General features: G+C 44.8%; 12 protein-coding genes. 9 read left to right on the forward strand and 3 right to left on the reverse strand.

Features of this window, described 5'->3' with window-relative positions; translation table 11 throughout:
• Positions 1-98 precede the first annotated feature (98 nt).
• Complete coding sequence (locus JGK20_RS11985; RefSeq protein WP_293230559.1) at positions 99-377, forward strand: hypothetical protein; 279 nt, start codon at positions 99-101, stop codon at positions 375-377.
• Here JGK20_RS11985 and JGK20_RS11990 read toward each other — a convergent pair.
• A complete protein-coding gene (locus tag JGK20_RS11990) occupies positions 351-587 on the reverse strand; it encodes a hypothetical protein (protein ID WP_293174939.1) in 237 nt (78 codons plus the stop codon). The two genes, JGK20_RS11985 and JGK20_RS11990, sit on opposite strands and share 27 nt — an antisense overlap.
• Before the next feature lie 539 nt (positions 588-1,126).
• On the reverse strand, positions 1,127-1,321 hold the full coding sequence (locus tag JGK20_RS11995) for a hypothetical protein (protein ID WP_293155487.1): 195 nt from the start codon (positions 1,319-1,321) through the stop codon (positions 1,127-1,129).
• Positions 1,322-1,703: 382 nt separating this feature from the next.
• Between JGK20_RS11995 and JGK20_RS12000 the strand changes: the two genes are divergently transcribed.
• From JGK20_RS12000 to JGK20_RS12035, 8 genes are all read left to right on the forward strand, one after another.
• A complete protein-coding gene (locus JGK20_RS12000; RefSeq protein ID WP_293174936.1) occupies positions 1,704-2,048 on the forward strand; it encodes an STAS domain-containing protein in 345 nt (114 codons plus the stop codon).
• A 155-nt stretch (positions 2,049-2,203) separates the two neighbouring features.
• The gene (locus JGK20_RS12005; protein WP_293225562.1) at positions 2,204-5,017 is read left to right on the forward strand and encodes a TIGR03960 family B12-binding radical SAM protein; all 2,814 of its coding nucleotides are present in this window, start codon (positions 2,204-2,206) and stop codon (positions 5,015-5,017) included.
• Between the two features lie 228 nt (positions 5,018-5,245).
• Positions 5,246-5,395: a hypothetical protein gene (locus JGK20_RS12010; protein ID WP_293174930.1), complete on the forward strand. Its 150-nt coding sequence runs from the start codon at positions 5,246-5,248 to the stop codon at positions 5,393-5,395.
• Positions 5,396-6,492: 1,097 nt separating this feature from the next.
• Complete coding sequence (locus JGK20_RS12015; RefSeq protein WP_293174927.1) at positions 6,493-8,826, forward strand: Rne/Rng family ribonuclease; 2,334 nt, start codon at positions 6,493-6,495, stop codon at positions 8,824-8,826.
• Between the two features lie 2 nt (positions 8,827-8,828).
• The gene (locus JGK20_RS12020; protein ID WP_293174924.1) at positions 8,829-9,584 is read left to right on the forward strand and encodes a ribonuclease HII; all 756 of its coding nucleotides are present in this window, start codon (positions 8,829-8,831) and stop codon (positions 9,582-9,584) included.
• Positions 9,585-9,770: 186 nt separating this feature from the next.
• Positions 9,771-15,860, forward strand: coding sequence for an AAA family ATPase (locus JGK20_RS12025; protein ID WP_293225560.1), 6,090 nt, complete (start codon positions 9,771-9,773; stop codon positions 15,858-15,860).
• 125 nt (positions 15,861-15,985) lie between these two features.
• Positions 15,986-16,381: a response regulator gene (locus JGK20_RS12030; protein ID WP_293155470.1), complete on the forward strand. Its 396-nt coding sequence runs from the start codon at positions 15,986-15,988 to the stop codon at positions 16,379-16,381.
• A gap of 40 nt (positions 16,382-16,421) precedes the next feature.
• The gene (locus tag JGK20_RS12035) at positions 16,422-18,191 is read left to right on the forward strand and encodes an adenylate/guanylate cyclase domain-containing protein (protein ID WP_293174918.1); all 1,770 of its coding nucleotides are present in this window, start codon (positions 16,422-16,424) and stop codon (positions 18,189-18,191) included.
• A gap of 237 nt (positions 18,192-18,428) precedes the next feature.
• On the opposite strand, the gene JGK20_RS12040 is transcribed toward JGK20_RS12035, so the two are convergent.
• Complete coding sequence (locus tag JGK20_RS12040) at positions 18,429-21,443, reverse strand: PAS domain S-box protein (RefSeq protein ID WP_293174915.1); 3,015 nt, start codon at positions 21,441-21,443, stop codon at positions 18,429-18,431.
• Positions 21,444-21,633 lie beyond the last annotated feature (190 nt).

The raw sequence follows: 21,633 nt of genomic DNA on the forward strand, positions 1-21,633 counted from the left end.
CTGTAGTGCTGTCCCCGCTCGCGTGCTGATATAGCACGCGAGCGGGGACGCTCGCACTGTAAAAAAAATGTTTTTTGCAAAAATGAGATGCTCCCTTTTTGATTGACTCGGCAAGGATGGAAATCCTCACGACTAATCAATTTTCTTGGATAGGAGCGATCGCAAATTCATTATATAACGACCAATTACCAATTACCAATTACCAATTACCAATTACCAATTACCAATTACCAATTACCAATTACCAATTACCAATTACCAATTACCAATTACCAATTCCAATTACCAATTACCAATTACCAATTACCAATTACCAATTACCAATTACCAATTACCCAACCGTTAATCGCTCAATCCCCTTCGGCAATTTGCTTTAAAACCCACTTGTTTATGCCTTCAGGGGAAATAACATAGCGATAGTAAGTAGAGCCTCGAATAATTACTTGGATTTTTTTCGGACTGATTTTTTCGCTCTCAATAGTTAGGCATCCGTGGCCTGTTTCTTGCCAAGTCTGCATCAGCAAGGTCTCGATTTTGGCAAATAGACTGTTGATTGAAGTTTCCGTGCTATCTGGTTCTCTTGACATATTACATAAGTTGAGATACAAGTTGACAGACTCTCTCGCCACTAGGACGCGAGCCTCTCTATTTGAGCTATCGGCGCAACTTGTTCTTTTTTATGCAAATCCCGTATACTTTTTACAAAACTTTACACAACTGGCGATCGCGCCTGATTATATATATTCCGGTAAAATAACCGTTATCACTTTCGATCGTTCGGACTGAACTCCTCTCTTGTTTGATGAGGACTTCAGTCTGAAAGATCGAACAAATTTAATTGCGATCGTTCCAAACCGGTTTTCCACCTCAGCTAGGTAACAGTAATCATTAATAAATTACTATTACACCTCATTTGTCAAGCCCCAAAAGTTATATATTTAATTGAAGTAAAAGTATTTTTTTGATAGTGAGGTGAACAAACCATCGCCTCAAATATCAAGCTCATCAACTGGGTGCGAGCTTTTAAAAGTACCGTGCCGGGGTAAATGCTTCTGAGACTCCCGTCTTTCCCACCGTGCAAGGATTTTTTTTCAATCTGTGATTTTTCCGCGCTCTCCGGTTCCAACTATCTACTAGATACCAATTGCACCCGGCCAGCATCCATTTCATCCATTAATAACTCTAAAGCCTCATAATCAATATCCGAGATGTAGCCCAAACGGGTGAGCTCGTTGTTGATTTCGTTTTCAATGTCAGGCGTCAACTGCTTAATGTAGAGGGCTTTTTCTACAAGTTGACGAATAGCATGAGTTGCTTGCATAGTATATCGGAGAACTCCGTACAGTATTATTGTCATCTTAACAGTCGATGGAGTGAGTGATCCAAATCAGAACTAACCAGTGATTTCAATTACATTGCTCAGTTTAACCTAACAGCTAGGATAAGGTCGATCGCAATCTTTACGATTGCCAACACTAAACCTCGTCGCACAAATAAAAAATAGTATAGTAGCTTACCTTTACTCCGTAAATCTTGCACAAACTTTTATAAAAAAGACTAAATAAATAAAGATTCAGTAAACTACTCAAAACTACCGATCGGTTTTCCTCAGGTAGGGTTACGCTCGTAGGTGTCAAGTAGGTTTAGGCTTACCTCCGTCCAGTACGGTAGTTGAAAATACGTAGCAACCATAGGTTTGATATATGCAGACACTTCTTGCCCATAAACCACTTAGGGTGATTCGACCCCTAGACCACCTAAATGCAGCCACAGCCGGAGAATTCACAGAGCAACTAACCACAACAATTTCAGCCCCTGGAGTAGTAGCGGTACTCGTAGATGTTGGCGCAGTAACATTTATTGACAGCGCGGGTTTGATGGCATTGATTTCCGGCCTCAAGCAGGCGAAAAAAATGGGACGCAGGTTTAGTCTGTGTTCAGTTACCGCCGGAATTAGAATGATTCTGGAACTCAGCCAACTCGATCGAGTTTTTGAGATATTTGAAAATGTCGAAAGCTTTGAAGCAGCAAACTCTTGTCTTGTGTAAACAAGCACTTCTAGAATCTACTCACCAGTGAAAACAAGTAAGCAAACACAGCAACTTGAGTTAAAGGGCTCCAAAGAGATAGGACTGCCGTTGGCGTATTGGCAGATTTTAAGGTAGGCTGCTTAAGAGTCGCAAATATGAGAGCGAGTCGAGCCGTGGCAGTAAAAATCGAAGAATTACTTACAGCAGAAATCAATCAGCCTGCTCGTTATCTAGGAAACGAGTTGGGGGCTGTACGCAAGCCTTGGGATGGGGCGTCTGTACGCTGGGTGCTCACATATCCAGAAGTGTATGAAGTTGGTGCTTCCAATCTGGGACACATCATCCTTTACAATATTTTGAATGCCTTGCCGAGACAGTTGTGCGATCGAGCTTATTTGCCCGCACCAGACTTAGCAGCAAAACTGCGATCCTCTCCGAGGGCTGCGCTAACGACCAAAACTCCCCTGTTTGCTGTAGAATCTAGGCGATCGCTCACAGAATTTGATATTCTCGGCTTCAGCCTCAGCTACGAACTCGGAGCAACAAACATTCTGGAAATGCTGGATTTAGCCGGCATTCCCCTAACTTGGAAAGAAAGAGCGACAAATGCCCAAAATGGCGGCGATTTGCCGCTAATTTTTGCTGGCGGACAAACCGCAACCTCCAATCCCGAACCCTACGCTGACTTTTTTGACTTCATCGCTTTGGGAGATGGAGAAGAATTGCTGCCAGAAATTGGCTTGATTTTGGCAGAAGGCAAAACTAATAATTTGAGCCGAGAAGCACTATTGCTGGATTTAGCGCAAATTCCCGGCGTTTACGTGCCCCAATTCTACGATATGGCGGCAGATGGTTCTGTTCATCCCAACCGCCCGCAAGTCCCAGAAAAAATTCTGCGCCGCGTAGCAACTCCCATACCAGCTTATTCGATCGGGCTAGTACCCTACGTCGAGACAGTACACGACAGACTGACAGTCGAAATCCGCCGGGGATGCACCCGCGGCTGTCGCTTCTGTCAGCCGGGAATGCTGACTCGCCCCGCCCGCGATGTGGAACCGCAGCAAGTCGTAGAGGCGATAGAAGAAGGAATGAAAGCCACCGGGCACAGCGAGTTTTCCCTGCTTTCCCTGAGTTGTTCCGACTATCTAGCACTTCCGGCTGTGGGGATGGAAATCAAAAACCGCCTCAAAGACAAAAATATCTCTCTGTCTTTACCCAGTCAGCGGGTTGACAGATTTGACGATAATATTGCCGACATTCTCGGCGGCACGCGGCAAAGCGGTTTGACTTTTGCCCCGGAAGCCGGCACGCAGCGGATGCGCGACATCGTTAACAAAGGTTTGACAAACGAAGAATTGTTGCGGGGTGTCAAAACTGCGGTCGATCGCGGTTGGGATAAAATCAAGCTGTATTTTATGATCGGTTTGCCCGGAGAAACCGATTTTGATGTTCTGGGAATCGCCGAAACAGTCCGCTGGCTGCAAAGGGAATGCAGGCTTAATGGCAGGCGGCCACTGAATTTTAACTTGACAATTTCTAATTTTACGCCTAAGCCTCACACTCCTTTTCAGTGGCATTCGGTTTCTACTGCCGAGTTTTCACGCAAGCAAAAATTGCTGAAGGGTGAATTCAAAGCGATGAGAAATATCAAGGTGAATTATACCGATGTGCGGATTTCGGCAATGGAGGATTTTGTCGGTAGGGGCGATCGACGTTTGGGTGCTGTAGTCCGCCGGGCTTGGGAACTGGGCGCCGGTATGGATGCTTGGTGGGAAAACTTGGATACAGCATACAAGGCTTGGACAAGGGCGATCGATGAATCCGGCCTTACCTGGAAATACCGTCAAGTTGAAAGCGGCGAATGGAATCTTTTTCAGAAGGAAGAGGAGAAGGAAGAAGGAAGTTCGGCAACGGATTCTGTAACGGATGTAACGGATGTAACGGATGTAAGTCGTCCGAGGGAAGTCGTCCGAGGGAAGTCGGAAGATTTTCCCGCATCTCCCCCTCTCCCCCTCTCTCCCTCCCCCCCTCTCCCCCTCTTTCTCGATCGACCTTTACCTTGGGATCACTTAGACACGGGAATCGATAAAAACTGGCTGAAACTTGACTTGCAAAAGGCTTTAGAAGCAGCGACGGTTCCCGATTGTTCCTTTGAAGGGTGTTCCCGCTGCGGGGTTTGCGGCACAGATTTCGGACACAATGTGGTTGTAGATGCCCTGCCAATTCCAGATTTTGCTGGGGAATTTGTACCGAATACAGAACGGAAACAGCGTTTTCGGGTTTGGTTTGGGAAGGTGGGCGATATGGCTTTGGTTGGTCATTTGGATTTGCTGCGATTGTTCGATCGAGTTGTCCGCCGGGCCGATTTACCGATTTCGTTTACTGGCGGCTTCCACCCAAATCCTCGGATTTCTGTGGCAAATGCTCTGCCTCTGGGCGTTACCAGCACTGGGGAAATTGCTGATTTTGAACTCACTGAGTCGATCGATCTTGAGATTTTCCGGGCAAAATTGGCCGCGACTCTGCCGGAAAATATCCCGATTTACAAGGTTGAGTCGATCGACCTCAAAGCTCCTTCTGCCAGTCAATTGTTAGAAGCAGCGGAGTACGTAATTACTGTGGCTGCAACAGGCTTGTTGACGGAAAATGGCGAATCTGACCAGGATAATTCTACTGCTGTCTCCGTCGCAGATACTGCCAATTGGGAAGCTTGGGTGAAGGCGATCGCCGAAACAGAGGCTTTTTGGCGGGTGCACACTACTAAGTCGGGAAAGACTCGCGATGTCAATTTGCGCGATCGGCTGCACAAACTAGAACTTGTGCAGCAATCCGAAGGTACAGCCGTCTTGCGCTATACCGGCAGTTGTCGCAGCGACGGCAACCTGCTCAAGCCCGAACACCTTGTTTTCATGCTCGAACAAGTCAGCCAGCAGGAAATTCAGCTTTTGCAGGTTCAGCGCAGTCAGCTAATCTTGGGTTATGGTTAAAATAGGGAAGCTGTGGTGAAATATTTCACCTTCGGCTCTCGATCGGGATGTGTCGTGTCAAGCTATAATTGCTTGTTATGGAAGCCGCAGCGGCTTGAGCGCTTTTGTCGCTCGTCGCTAAGAGCCAACCAGCAACGCGGGCTGGGTGCAAATTGCTTCTGTTCAAGACTTCAAGCCTTTTTGTACATTCACGGGCTAAATCTAGCGCTAAACCCGCAGGAGCGGAGCATGAACCAAATTGATCGATTAATTTCGATCGATCGAGTGGTTGTCGATCGTCGGCTTAGTCAAAAATCTCATGGTTCAAGCCGAGCCAGCGGGTATTCAACAATAGATGTTTTTGACCTCGATCGAAAACGGATACAAGCCCGGACTTAATTCGTGGAGATCCCAAAATTTTAGACCAAGGTTCAAGTTCCCAGATTCATCTGCGCTTGTAAATCTAAAATCTAAAATTATTCAATCTAAAATCGACTGACAAGGTTTTAGGGTTGGCAGGGGCGGAAGTTCCAGTCGAATGCCAAGAATAGAGTCTGTTGAGTGTGATCGCGCAAGAATTCAATAAAAGTCCTTACGCTTTCACCAGAAAACGAGCCCGGCGTGCCCCTGGCTTTAGACACGGGGAGGAAGTCGGTAGCGGTTTCAACCGCCTTCAATATTCCTTTACACAAGTGATTGGAGTCTTATTCTATAATTGAGTTAGCAAGTAAAACAACCATCTACGTGTTGAAACACTCTAGTATCGGAGAAATCCCGGCACAGTGAGCCACCACACTCCTCAAGGAGTAGTAAGCCTGTATAACTGACAAGTAATGGCAGAGTGTGAAGCGTACCTATCTGGCGTTGTGATGGTCTATGAAAACAAGCACAATTTCAAAGTAAGCGCAATTGCAACATCTTTTATAAAGGTAGTTGTTTTGAGCGTCTAGAGGTGATTTGATAGCACCTTTGAGAGTTTTCGGATTCATTCAAGAATCCCCGTGGCTTAAGCCCTGGGGAGTATCAATCCTACTTACTTTCGCTCAAAACCAGCCCTCAACCACCACGCAAGCGGAGTTATCAGTTCGTAATGTTCAGTTGTGTGTTCAGTTGTGTGTTAAGAAATTGGTGAGAGTGGCGCTGAATTTATTCGCTGAGTTCAAAGGAAGAGTTGCAACTGTTGAATTTTGAAGTATTGAGGAAAGCAATTCTCAACTTAAAACTCAATATTGCTAACTCGATAAAAGCCTCCTTATTTCTATCTCTCAGATTTATCTGCTGAGCATAACTCATAACTCTCGATCGGTCGGGTTTAACTACTTTTTTATCTGTAACAGTGAAGAGTTAACAGTTAACAGTGAAGAGTTAAATTTCCTTCAACCCTGCACCAACTGACAGCTAATAACTCTTTAAGCTACTACTAATTACAGTTAAAGTCAGAGGCACTTTTCAGCGTTAGTGTCTCTAACTTGCTGACAGTTTTTTGAGGAAATTGAATGACAAAGCAGATAGTTATAGCAGAGCAGCATCGCATTGCTGCCGTCTTTTCAGAAGATCAAATCCAAGAACTCGTGGTAGCCACAGGCAGCCATCAAGTCAGTGACATTTACTTGGGAATTGTCGAAAATGTACTTCCTGGGATAGATGCGGCCTTCGTCAATATTGGCGACCCAGAACGCAACGGGTTCATGCACGTCACAGACCTCGGCCCACTGCGGCTCAAGCGATCGGCAGGAGCAATTACAGAACTCCTCACCCCCCAGCAAAAAGTGCTGGTACAGGTGATGAAAGAACCGACGGGCAGCAAAGGCCCCCGGCTGACAGGCAACATTACCCTGCCCGGGCGTTATTTGGTACTGATGCCCTACGGCAGGGGAGTCAATCTGTCCCGGAGAATCAAGTCGGAAGCCGAGCGCAACCGCCTCAGAGCCCTGGCTATTTTGGTGAAACCGGCCGGGATGGGGCTGCTGGTAAGAACCGAAGCCGAAGGCATGACCGAAGAAGCCATCATGGAAGATTTGGAAGTGCTGCAAAAGCAGTGGGAAGCTGTTCAACTTGAAGGCGGTTCTACCCGGGCGCCGGCACTGCTCAACCGCGATGACGATTTTATCCAGCGGGTATTGCGGGATATGTTCAGCGGTGACGTGAACCGGATTGTCGTGGACTCGCAAAATGGGATTAAGCGGGTGAAGCAGCAGTTGATGAGCTGGAACGGCGGTAAACTTCCTGCGGGAGTTTTGATCGACCACCACCGAGAGCGCGCCTCGATTTTAGAATTTTTCCGCGTCAACGCTGCGATTCGAGAAGCTCTCAGACCAAGGGTAGATTTACCTTCTGGCGGTTATGTGATTATCGAGCCGACAGAAGCGCTGACGGTAATTGATGTCAACTCTGGCTCGTTTACTCGATCGGCAACGGCTCGCGAAACTGTACTCTGGACAAATTGCGAAGCAGCCACGGAAATTGCTAGACAACTACGACTTCGCAATATTGCCGGAGTGATTATTGTTGACTTTATCGACATGGAATCCCGCCGCGATCAGTTGCAGGTGCTGGAACATTTCAATAAAGCTCTCAAAGCTGACAAATCTCGACCCCAAATAGCTCAACTGTCCGAATTAGGACTGGTAGAACTCACCCGCAAACGCCAAGGTCAAAATATTTACGAGTTATTCGGCCACAGTTGCCCTACTTGCAGTGGGTTGGGTCATCTGGTACAACTCCCGGGCGAAGAGGACTTCGGCGCAGCGGTGCGGGAAGCAGCCGATCGCACTGTGACTTCCTCCAACCGGGTGATGTTGAACTTGCCAGAAGGATTGGAACGCCGCAGCTTGGCGCCTGTAGCTGCTGCAACTGCTGCACCAGTGCGAGAAGAACGTTCCCCCGAACTCGCTCGGGCTGCTTGGGAACCTCAGAGCGAAAGTTTGGATTTTGTTGAGACTGGCGGCAACGCCTCAGCTTTGGACTTGCTCAACCATCCCAGCTATCAGGATTTGGGCAACGGAACCAGACGGCGGCGGCGCCGCCGGATTGGTGAAGAGCCTTTTGCCGTCGTCCCGGTGGAAGAGGAACCGGTACGTAGCAAGTTGCGGCTGCCGAATACTTCGAGTGCGCCCGTCGCAGATACCCGCTCTGAGTATCTGGTGGTGACTCCCCCCGGCATCCGGGCAGCTTCTGAGGGCTTCGGGCTAGTGAATATGGCAACTGTTGGCAGGCGCGAGGAATTCGATCGCGTGCGGCCAACTAAGTCTGAGCTGCTGAAGCCGATGGTGGAGCCTCCGGAGGTGATTTCGGTGGAAATGACGCCAGAAGAGCAGGATGTTTATGCTCTGATGGGGGTTTCTCCTTTGGTGCTAACGGATCGCAGCGTCAAAAATCCTAAAAATGCGATCGTTTCGGTGACACTCCCCGGAGCTGGGCCGAATAAGCCGCCTTTTGAGCAGCTCGAATTTGAATTTGAAGCGCCTGCGCCAGCACCCCATGTTGAGGAACAAAATTATTATTCAGAAATGTCGGTTGCCCTGCCGGTATTTGCTGAGGATGACGATGACGATGATGCTGATGATGAGGCTGAAATTTACGGCGCAAGTTCGATCGACGAAATCGATGATTTTGAGCCGATGGAGGAAGCCGACGATGTGATGGCTTTCTCGAATCAGCCGAATAAGCTATATGAGTCGATCGAATCCTATGAGCCGATCGAATCCTATGAGCCGATCGAATCCTATGAGCCGATCGAATCCCACGAGGCGATCGAATCGAGCGAACCCGAGGAACCTGCGATCAACCGCCGCCGCCGTCGCCGCTCCTCTGCTGTTTTGGATGAGTGATTATGAAGGAAGAAGGAAAAGGGAAGAAGGAAGAAGGAACAAAGAAGAAGGAAGAGGGAAGAAGGAAGAAGGAACAAAGAAAAAGGAACAAAGAAGAAGTAGAAATTTTTACTCTCTTCCCATCTTTCCATCTCCCAATCTCCCCCTCTCCCTCTCCCCCTCTCCCCCTTTCCCCCTCCCCCTCTTTCCCTCGGATAATTGCAGGTGTAGATGAAGTAGGAAGAGGAGCTTTGTTCGGGCCAGTGGTGGCAGCCGCCTGCATTTTGCCCGACGAAGTTCTCGAAGAATTAGTAAGTTGCGGAGTGCGCGACAGCAAACAGTTGAGTGCCGCAGCCCGGAGTCGGTTAGCAGTCAAAATCAGGGCTGTGGCGGTTGACTGTCAAATTGGTGTGGCTTCGGTGCGGGAGATCGATCGCCTGAATATTTTGCAGGCTTCTTTGTTGGCAATGAAACGGGCGATTTTGAAATTAAATGTCGCCCCAGATTTGTGTTTGGTTGACGGCAATCAAAGAATACCCAATTTGTCGATCGACCAAGAGACGATGATTAAAGGTGATTCGCGATCGATTCAGATTGCCGCTGCTAGTATTGTCGCCAAAGTTTGGCGCGACGAATTAATCCTGCGGATGGCCGTCAAGTATCCTGAATATGACTTGACAAACAACAAAGGATATGGTACTGCTAAACATAAGTTAGCTTTGGAACGTTGTGGTGTGTCTGTCTTTCACCGGGTGTCATTTAGTCCCTGTCGAAAATAGTTAAATAGCACTAAAAAACCTAATTAATTTCAGCCAGAGCATCTAAAATTTGAACAGCCAAGAATTTTGGATTAATTGTTCTGGGCGCATAAACTCTACTCTGTAAGATGTGCAATATGCACCTTACCGCTTTATCATTTTCAGCCTCCGATAGCATCTACAGAATATTGATTTAACCTCTTCACCATGACTGATAATATGTTAAAAATTCCCGGCTATCACCTCACCGAGCAAATCTATAATGGCTCTAGAACCCAGGTTTATCGAGGAGTTTCTGAGTCAAACCAAAAAGTAATTATCAAACTGTTATGGAGTGAATATCCCACTTTTAGCGAACTCATACAGTTTCGGAATCAGTACACGATCACCAAAAATCTTGACCTTCCGGGAATTCTCAAACCCATTGCACTCTTAAACTATCAGAATGCTTTTGCTCTGATTACCGAGGATATTGGAGGTATTTCCCTCGCTGAGTATACTGTTAATTCAGAGCAATTGGAGAATATCAAATCCAGTAAATCTGACATTTCCTCCCTCCAGAGTTCGCCTCTACCGCTAAATGAATTTTTGCCGATCGCAATTCAGATTGTCAAAACCATAGAAGGACTATATCACAACCGAATTATTCACAAAGACATCAAGCCCCAGAATATCATCATTAACCCGGAAACTAAAGAAGTTAAATTAATTGACTTCAGCATTTCCTCACTTCTACCCAGAGAAAACCAGGAAATCCAAAATCCAAACGTCTTAGAAGGAACCCTAGCTTATATGTCCCCAGAACAAACGGGACGCATGAATCGGGGTATCGACTACCGTACCGACTTTTACTCGTTGGGAGTTACATTTTACCAAATACTAACAGGGAAATTGCCCTTTGACTCTAACGATCCAATGGAGTTAGTCCACTGTCATATTGCCAGAATGCCAACTGAGCCAATCAATCTGGTTCCAGCTATCTCAGTGATGGTGAATAATATCATCATGAAACTGATGGCAAAAACTCCAGAATCACGCTATCAAAGTGCTGCTGGGCTGCGCTACGACTTAGAAAAATGCTCGCAGCAATGGCAAGAAAATGGGACTATTAGCGAGTTTGTATTGGCAAATCGGGATATTTGCGATCGCTTCGTCATTCCCGAAAAACTCTACGGTAGAGAAACTGAAGTTAAAGCCCTATTAGCAGCCTTCGATCGCATCAGCGAAGGCAATATCGAAATCATGTTAGTAGCGGGATTTTCCGGCATTGGAAAAACCGCCGTTGTCAATGAAGTTCACAAACCCATTGTCCGCCAACGGGGTTACTTCATCAAAGGAAAATTCGATCAATTTAAGCGGGATATTCCCTTCTCTTCCTGGGTGCAGGCATTCCAGAATTTAATCAGACAATTACTCACCGAAAGTGCTGGCGAGGTGCAGAAATGGCGAGTCAAGATATTAGGGGTTTTGGGTGAAAACAGTCAAGTTATTATCGATGTCATCCCAGAATTAGAACACCTGATTGGCAAGCAGCCAGAAGTCCTCAAACTAGAAGGAGTCGCAGCTCAAAATCGTTTTAATTTGCTATTTGGCAAGTTTATCCGAGTATTCGCCACCAAAGAACATCCTTTAGTAATTTTCTTGGATGATTTGCAGTGGGCAGACTCAGCTTCTTTGAAATTGATGCAGTTGCTGATGAGCGAAACAGATACCCGCTATCTGTTGTTAATGGGAGCATATCGAGACAACGAAGTATTTCCGGCTCACCCGCTAATGTTGACATTGGGTGAGATTAGGAAAGTAGAGGCTAATTCGTCAGCATCTTCTCTAGAAAAGCAGGATATCGATCCACCCGTCCTGAAAGTCAATCAAATTACCTTAGCACCTCTCAACCTAACTTCCCTAAATTGCCTAATTGCGGATACTTTTTCTTGTCCAATAGAAAGAGCAATGCCTTTGACGGAATTGATTTTTGCCAAAACCAAAGGCAATCCCTTTTTTGCAACTAAATTTCTGCAATTTTTGCACAGCGATGGATTTATATCATTTGATTTCACCCCCGGGGCAAGGGGGGGGTGGCAGTGCGACATTGCCAAATTGAGGGCGCTTTCTTGGACTGATGATGTCGTCGAGTTTATGGCAATTCAGTTGCAGAAATTGCCTGAAAATACTCAGCAAGCTTTAAAACTTGCAGCTTGTGTAGGTAATCAATTTGACTTAGCAACGCTAGCAATTGTCTCCAAAAAATCCGAGTCGGAAACAGCAGCCGATTTGTGGCTAGCACTGCAAGAAGGATTAATTATTCCCACCAGTGAAGTATATAAATTTTTTCAGAAATCTGAATCAATTGAAATTCTTCAAGGATCGGAGTTATCGGTTCCCTACAGATTTTTGCACGATCGAGTGCAGCAAGCGGCATATTCTCTGATTCCCGAATCCCAGAAACAGTCCACCCACCTCGAAATCGGACAATTGTTGTTGAGGAATACGCCAGAAGCAGAACAAGAAGAGAAGATTTTTGATATTGTCAACCAATTAAATATCGGGGTGGAGTTAATTACCGATCGAATCAAACGAGATGAGCTTGCTCAATTAAATTTAATAGCTGGACGTAAAGCTAAATCTTCCACGGCTTACGCGGCTGCTGAAAAATATTTAACTTTAGGCATAGAACTCCTGGATGTTGAGTGTTGGCAGAATCATTACAACCTGAGTTTAGCACTTTACGAAGAAGCCACAGAGGCGATGTATCTGAATGGTGATTTTGAGCAAATGGAGCCATTGGCAGAAATAGTCCTGGAAAAGGCAAATACGCTCTTAGATCAAATCAAAACTTATCAAGTTAAAATTCAAGCTTTGAAAGCGCAGAACCAACTCAAACAATCTTTGAATTTTGGGTTAGACATTCTCAAACTCTTGGGGATAGATCTACCTAAAGATCCAGAACTGACAGAAATTCCCTTGGCTTTTGAAAAGACGCAATTGGCTTTACAAGAAAAACCGATTCATGACTTAATTGATTTACCTGACATGAGTGACCCGCAAAAACTGGCAGCAACTCAGATGCTGTTACAACTCTGTCCTTCTGCTTACATGGTCACTCCAGTTTTGCTACCTCTCATTACTTTTAAACAAATTCAATTAGCCCTTAAATATGGTAATGCACCAACTCATACTCATGCCTATGCTAATTATGGACTCATTCTCTGCGGAGTCATGGGGGAGTTAGAATCGGGCTATCAATTTGGACAACTTGCACTAAATCTACTCGAAAAACTCGATACTAAGCCTTTCAAATCTATGACGCTGTTTGTAGAAGCTTGCTTTATCAAGCATTGGAAACAGCATATTACAGAGACCTTAAAACCTTTTCTAGCTTCTTACTTTAGCGGTTTAGAGACAGGAGATTTAGAACACGCTTGCTATTCTGCCCACAGGTATTGCTACCATTTATTCTTTAGTGGATCGGTCGAGCTATCAAGCGTGAAACTAGAGATGGAAACTTACGGTGATGCGATCGACAAGATGAATCAGGATAGCATTCTTCAATTGCATCAAATTTACCATCAAGTTGTATTAAACTTACTGGAAAGGACGGATAATCCTTGCTTTTTAATCGGTTCAGCTTGTGATGAAGCAAAAATGTTACCGATTCATATTGCCAATAATTACAGAATAGCGTGTTACTATTTTTTCTTAAATAAGTTAATCCTTTGTTATCTTTTTTGTGACTACCACCAAGCCATTGAGCATTCTGCCGGAGCAGAAGAGTATTTAGATGCAGGAGTAGCTTCGATATTAGTACCGATTTTTTATACCTATGATTCTCTGTCTAAGTTGGCGGTGTATCCCGATCGAGAGATTTCGGAACAACAACAAATCCTCGAAACTGTAATCGCCAATCAGGAGAAAATGCAAAAATGGGCGAATCATGCCCCGATGAATTATCTACATAAATTTTATCTAGTAGAGGCAGAACGGCATCGAGTTTTAGAGGAAAAATTAGAGGCGATCGAATTGTACGATCGCGCCATTTCCCTCGCCAAAGAAAACGGTTATCTCAACGAAGAAGCACTAGCCCAGGAACTCGCGGCTAAATTCTATCTCGCTTGGGGTAAAGATAAAGTTGGCACAGTTTACTTAACCGACGCCTACTACGCTTATGCGCGTTGGGGTGCAAAGGCAAAGGTTGAGGATCTAGAAAAACGGTATCCCCAATTGCTCGCCCCAATCCTGAACCAGAAAAAGAGCATTCATACAGACGAAACAATTGTGCTAATGAAGTCTGGAACTATCTCATCCACGAGTTCCAGTGTTTCAGAAATCCTGGACTTCGGGACAATCATGAAAGCATCTCAAACACTTTCAGGAGAAATTCAGCTTGACAAATTGCTGTCAATTTTAATGCAAGTAGTGATGGAAAATGCCGGAGCAGAAACAGGCAATTTTATTTTGCAAAAAGCAGGTAATTTAGTAATTGAAGCTACCGGAATTAGCGGTGTTGCAGAAATAAAAGTTCTGGAGTCAATTCCTATTGAAACTAGCGATAAGTTACCTCGAAGCGTCATCAACTATGTTTTTAGGACTCAAGAATATGTCATTTTTAACGACTTGTTCGAGGAAATCAACCAACCAGAATCTCCCATTAAAAATATTAACGATCCATACATAAGTCAGCACAAACCAAAATCAGTATTGTGTTTGCCTATTCAACATCAAGGAAAGGCGATCGGTATCCTTTACCTAGAAAATAACCTGACAGTGGGTGCATTTACTCTCGATCGATTAGCAGTTCTACAATTATTGTCTTCTCAAGCTGCCATCTCGATCGAAAATGCCCAACTCTATGCCAATTTAGAAGCAAAAGTAGAAGAACGCACCCAAGAACTCCAGCAGTCAGAAGCTCGTTTTCGACAACTTTACGAGCAATCCGCCGATGCAATTTTGCTTTTAGATGGAGATGTTTTTATCGACTGCAACCCCGCCACGGTCAAAATGATGCGTTGCAATGACAAAAAACAGCTTCTTTCCTTGCCGCCGGCTCAACTTTCTCCGGAGATTCAACCAGACGGTAGAAACTCTTTTGAAAAAGCCCAAGAAATCACAGCCATTGCTTTTTCGCGAGGTAGCTATCGCTTTGAATGGATGCACCGGCGCAGCGACGGAGAAGACTTTTGGGTGGAAGTATTGCTGACTGTAATTCCTGTAGATGGTAAGGAAATTCTGCATACGGTGTGGCGAGAAATTGGCGATCGCAAGCAGGCTGAAGCAGCTTTGTACCAGAAAAATCAAGAACTAAGCGATACTCTCCAACAGCTCGAAACCACCCAAGAAGAGCTGATTCAATCAGAAAAAATGGCAGCTTTAGGACAACTTGTGGCGGGAGTTGCTCACGAAGTTAACACACCCTTGGGTGCAATTCGTTCTTCAGCGGGAAATGTGTCTAAGTTCTTGGATCAAACTCTGGAACATTTGCCAGCACTTTTTCAATCTTTCTCTCCAGAAGAAGGGCAAAAATTCTCAGAATTACTTCAGCGATCTCTCCAACAAGAATCAATACTATCAACCAAAGAAGAACGCAAATTGAAGAGAGCTTTAAGAAGCGAACTGCAAGAATTAGAGATTGAGAATGCCGATACTGTTGCAGATCTATTAGTTGTGATGGGGATCTACGATCGTATCGAAACTTGTCTCCTGCTACTCCAAAAACCGGATAGTTTGCACATCCTAGGAACCGCCTACAAACTGTCTGAATTAAAAAGAGGCATCGCTACTATCAATACAGCTACAGATCGAGCATCAAAAGTTGTGTTTGCCTTAAAAACCTATGCCCGTTACGAACAGGCAGGCACTAAGACAACAGCCAGCATTGCTGAAGGGATCGAAACCATCTTAACTCTCTATCAAAATTTACTCAAACAAGGAGTTGAGGTAGTCAGAAACTATACCGAAATACCGCCGATACTATGCTATCCAGATGAACTAAATCAAGTGTGGACAAATCTCGTTCACAATGCTTTGCAAGCAATGGATAATCGTGGCACATTAACTATTGGATTGACGGAGCAATCCGATCAGGTAAAGATTAGCGTTACTGACAGTGGCAAAGGCATCCCTGAAGAGATCGAGGCGAAAATATTCGAGCCATTTTTTACTACTAAACCCGCAGGAGAAGGCAGCGGATTGGGACTGGACATTGTGAAGAAGATTGTGGAAAAACATCAAGGAAGGATTGAGGTAGAATCAATTCCAGGTGAAACTACATTTAATGTTTTTCTGCCGAACGTTAGAGTATAATTATGAAATGTACCAATATCAGGACTGAAGCATAAGCTGGTTTGCAAGACTATTAGTAGCGGTAAGGTGTGCAGTTCCCACCCTACCAACAGAGTTATATCGCTAATCATAGAGGATAAAAAATAATGTCTAAGCCAGTTATTTTGTGTGTTGATGATGAGAGAATTGTGTTAAATAGTCTGAGGACGCAACTGTCAAGAGCATTCGGTAGTGATTACCTCTATGAAGGAGCGGAAGATGCGGATGAAGCTCTAGAGTTAATCGAAGAACTTAATGAGGAAGATATAAGTATTATTTTGATTATTTCTGATTGGCTAATGCCGGGAATTAAAGGAGATGAGCTGCTGATTCGGATTCACAAAAAATTCCCCAAAGTTATTAAAATTATGCTAACTGGTCAAGCTGACGAAGCAGCGATTAACCGAGCTAAGAACGAAGCGAATCTCCATTGCTGTTTGTCTAAACCTTGGTCGGAAGCCGAACTGTTGGAAACGATTAAATCTGGTTTAGCGCAACTATAGCCGAGTTGTTGAAAACTATTAAATCCGGTCGGTCTCAATTATGGCTCTACAAGTAATTGTCTGTGTTGATGATGAGAAAACTGTACTCCGAAGTCTGAAAGCAGAACTTCAAGAGGCAATCAGTAATGATTATATCATCGAAATTGCTGAAGGTGGGGAAGAAGCATTAGAATTAATCATGGAATTGCTAGACGATGGCTATGAAGTCCCGTTAATTATTTCCGACCATATTATGCCTGAAATGAATGGAGATGAGCTGTTAAGGCGAGTTCATATCATTTCACCCAAAACTCTGAAAATCATGCTCACAGGACAAGCAGATATTGAAGCGGTAGGAAATGCTATCAAAAATGCAAATTTATATCGTTATATCGCCAAGCCCTGGCAGCAAGAAGACCTGAGTTTGACGGTAAAAGAAGCTGTCAATAGTTACCATCAAAACAAACTGTTGGCGGAACAAAATGCCCAACTCCAGCAAATGAATAGCGAGTTGGCAAAGTTAAACTTTGACCAAGCATTACTGATTGCCCAACTCAATGAAAACGAAAATCGCTTGACACAGTTTTTGGAAGCAATGCCAATTGGTGTGGGGGTGCTGGATGCTGAGGGCAAAGTTTACTATATCAATCATAAAGCCAAAGAGATATTTGGTAAGGGAGTGGTGCCGGATATAAATTCAGAACAATTGTCAGAGGTTTATCAAACTTATCGAGCAGGCACCGATCGAGAATATCCTCCTGAAGACTTGCCAGTTGTGCGGGCGTTGAGAGGAGAAAATGCCGCTGCTGACGATGTAGAAGTCCACAACGGCGACAAAATTATTCCCTTAGAAATTTCGGCAACTCCTATCTACGATCGCACCGGAAAAATTACTTATGCTATTAATACCATTCTAGATATTACCGATCGCAAAAAAGCTGAAGCCGAGCGCAAAAATCTGATTACAGAACTTTTTCAAGTTAATAGTAATCTGGAACTGGCGCTAGATACAGAAGTAAAAATCACTGAGGCGACAAGTCGCTTTGTACCAAATCAGTTTTTATCTTTTTTGGGATATGACAGTATTGTTGATGTTAAATTGGGAGATGCGGTAGAGTTGGAAATGTCGATTTTGTTTTCTGACATTCGCGATTTCACAACGATTTCGGAACAGATGACACCGCAAGATAATTTTAAATTTATAAATTCATATTTGAGTTATATGGAACCGCTGATTGTGGAAAATCATGGGTTTATTGATAAATATATTGGCGATGCAATTATGGCTTTGTTTAGCGAGGGCGCTGACAATGCTGTGAAAGCGGGGATTGAGATGCTGCATACTCTTGCTGAATACAATCAATATCGCGTTTCTATGGGCGATGTGCCGATCCAGATTGGGGTGGGAATTAATACTGGTTCTTTGATGCTGGGTACTGTTGGCGGACGCAATCGGATGGACGGTACTGTGATTGGCGATGCGGTTAATTTGGCTGCTCGGATTGAAAGTTTGACGAAGAATTACGAGGTGCCGCTGTTAATTACTCAGCAGACTGTCGATGGCTTGAGAAATCCTGCTGATTATGGGATTCGCGTGATTGATAAGGTTCAGGTTAAGGGGAAGTCTGCATGGGTTACTGTTTATGAGGTTTTTGATGCAGATTTGCCGTTCGTTAAAGCGGGGAAGTTGGCTACTTTGCCAGTGTTTACTGAGGCTTTGTCTTTGTACAATATCTATAATTTTACTGAAGCGGCGGGGTTATTTGCTGATTGTTTGCGGCAAAATCCGGGGGATAGGGTGGCTCGAATTTATTTGGCTAGGTGTCAGTAGTTAGTTGACAGTTGACAGTTGACAGTTGACAGTTGACAGTTGGCAGTTGTTATTTGTTATTTTTGAATATCTCGCAATAATCAATAACTAATAGCGTTCGCGAGCGGGGACGCTCGCACTAATAGCGTTCGCGAGCGGGGACGCTCGCACTAATAGCGTTCGCGAGCGGGGACGCTCGCACTAATGCTCGCACTAATAGCGTTCGCGAGCGGGGACGCTCGCACTAATGACTACTGACTACTGACTAATTTGCTCGATCGGCATTTCGATGATAAATTCGGCTCCTTGCCCTGGTGCAGACACGCAAGTCAGCATCCCGCCGTGCTCTTGGAGGACTCTGTAGGAAATGGACAGGCCCAAACCGGTGCCTTTGCCTGCGGGTTTGGTGGTAAAAAAGGCCTCGAATAATTGCTGGCAAACTTTTTCGGGCATACCGGGGCCGTTGTCAGAAACCCGAATTACAGCATTGGAGTTTTGGACTTCCGTCTTAATTTTAATCTTGCTGCGGTTAGCTTTGGCTTCTAGAACCGATCGCCCTGCGTTGTATTCCTCGATCGCGTCGATCGCATTTCCGATCAAATTCATAAACACCTGATTGATTTTACCGGAATAGCACTCAACTAAAGGCAAGTTGCCATATTCTTTAATTACGGCAATTTCGGGATAGTTGCCTCGGGCTTTCAGGCGGCTTTGCAGGATTAGCAGCGTTCCTTCAATGCCTTCGTGTAGATTAACCTTGGTCATTTGAGAATCGTCTTTGCGAGAGAAATTTCTGAGCGATCGCACAATTTCCCGAATGCGATCGGCTCCAATCTGCATCGAAGAGATAGCTTTTGGCAAATCTTCTAAGAGAAAATCTAGCTCGATATCCTCAATTTTCTGTTGAATTGATGCCGGTGGCTGTGGGCAGTGCTGCTGGTACATATCGATTAAATTCAGCAAATCTTCGGTATAGTGACCTATGTGGACGAGATTGCCGCAGACGCTACTAACGGGATTGTTAATTTCGTGAGCAACACCGGCTACCATTTGACCGAGGGTAGACATTTTCTCGGTGTGAATTAATACTGCTTGAGTTTGCTGCAATTCCTGTAAAGTATGTTCGAGCTGAAGTTTTTGCTGGGTTAACTCGGTTTGCGATCGCAGCAAAGCTTCCTCGCTGCGTTTTTGTTCGGAAATATCAGTAATTAACCCTTCCAAAGCGAGCAATTCGCCTGAGTCGGAATATACTCCCAAACCTTGCTCCCAAACCCATTTTAATTCCCCGTTTTTAGAAGTTATGCGGTAATTTAACTGATATGGTCGATTTTCTCGCAGGGCAATTTCTACGGCATTACAGAAGATTTCGCGATCGTCCGGGTGAGTCAATTCCGATAGAGAAACTTGCGGGGTGCCGATAAATTCTTCGGGAGAATAGCCGGATAATTGATAGCAGCCTTCGCTGACAAACTCCATACTGCGATCGGCATCGTTGCGAAAGCGGTAGGCCATCCCCGGCAAATTGCTCATTAGGGTGGACAAGGCGCGCTGGCTTTCCCGCAGGGCTTCTTCTGCGTGTTTGCGATCGGTAATATCTGTCATCACCACGAGCACGCAGAGTTCCCCCTCCAAATGAATCAATTCGGCTGACACCAAACACACCACCACCGATCCCGACTTCACCCGAAATTCGCATTCGGCGTTGCGAACAACACCCTGTACTTGCAGCAATTGCCTAAAATCAAGTCTGTTTTGAGGCTTTACCCAAATATTTAATCCCGCTACTGTATTGCAGGTCATTTCTTCTAAACTGTAACCAGTTATCGATAAAAAACTATCATTAGCTTCTATAAAACGACCCTCAGCAAAAGTAGTAATAGTCATTGGATCTGGACTCGATCGAAAAGCCTTAGAAAACTTTTCCTCCGACAAACTCAACCTTTTAATAGCTTCTTCCAACTGACTTGTCCGCTCTTTAACCCGGCATTCCAATACCTCGTTAGCCTGCTTCAGAGCAACCTCTGCCTCCACCCGATAAGTGATATCGCGCACCACGGCTTGCAGCCGCATTTTGCCGCCGATATCCATAGAAGTTAACAGCACTTCCGCCGGAAACTCTGAACCGTCCAAACGGCAGTGTACCCAGTCAAAACGACTATTTCCTGTTTCCATAGCCGTATTAATTCGCTCTAGAGAAAGACTCATAGAATCTTGCCCGTTCGGTTGCAGCCGCGGGCTAAATTCCGAAGGATGCTTGCCACAAAACTCCGATTCACTGCTGCATCCAAATAAAGTTAAAGTAGCCGGATTGCAATCTAAAAAACTCTTTTCGTCTAGCAGCATTACCGCATCTGTCGTCGATTCGTACAGAGTGCGAAACTTTTTTTCTGAAGCTTGCAAAGAAGCAATCAACTGCATTCTTTCTTCTCCAGCCCGCTTTTGGTTAGTAATGTCCTGCATTACTTGAGAAAAGCCCTGCAACTCTCCGCTTTCATCCCGCAAAGGAGTCACAATAATCTTCGCCCAAAATCGGGAGCCATTTTGGCGGAACCGGTAGCCTTCACTTTGATATCTACCTCTTTCGCTAGCTGTGATTAATTTTTCTTGGGGTTTGCCAATTGCAATATCTTCAGGCGTATAAAAGCATTCAGAATTTTTCCCAACTATTTCGCTAGATTCATACCCTAAAATTCTTTTGGCTCCCGAATTCCAGCTTGCTACATACCCCTTAGTATCTAGCATGAATATAGCATAATCTTTAACACCTTCTATTACCATTCGCAGGCGTTCTTCACTTTCTCTAAGCCTAGATTCGGCATTTTTGCGCTGGGTAATATCTTCGACAAAACCTTCGTAGTAGAGCAATTGACCGCCTGGGTTGCGGACTGCGCGGGCATTTTCCGCGATCCAAATTACTGTTCCATCTCTGCGATAAATCTGCGACTCAAAATCTGACACGATGCCTTTTGCTTGCAAAGCAGAAATAAAATCATTGCGGCGATCGGGATTGACGTAAAGCTGATCGCTAATATTAGTCAGGCTGTCCATCAATTCTTCGGCAGAATTATATCCGTAGATGCGAGCCAAAGCTGGGTTAGCGCTGATGTAGCGACCGTCATGGGTTGTTTGGAAAATGCCGGAAACAGCATTTTCAAACATACTCTGATATTTTGCTTCCATTTGGTGCAGTGCCTCCTCTATATTCAGGCATTCTATCGTTTTATTTTCTAATTTACAGTCGTTCGTTTTGTTTGCTAATTTTTGGTGTGCCATTTTTGAATACCCTGGTGTGTTTTTGTGAAAGATTCAATATTGTTGAGTGTCTGTTAGTAGTATAGATGCTGGATCGCCAAGTCGATAAATCCACCGCCGAGCCGTGCGATCGTTGTTGTCAAGCCTTAATTGCTTGCAACACATATCAGGACACAACGCTGTGTTGTGTCCCTACAGAATATGTGTATTG

It is taken from the genome of Microcoleus sp. PH2017_05_CCC_O_A (assembly GCF_020738785.1).
Taxonomy (GTDB): domain Bacteria; phylum Cyanobacteriota; class Cyanobacteriia; order Cyanobacteriales; family Microcoleaceae; genus Microcoleus.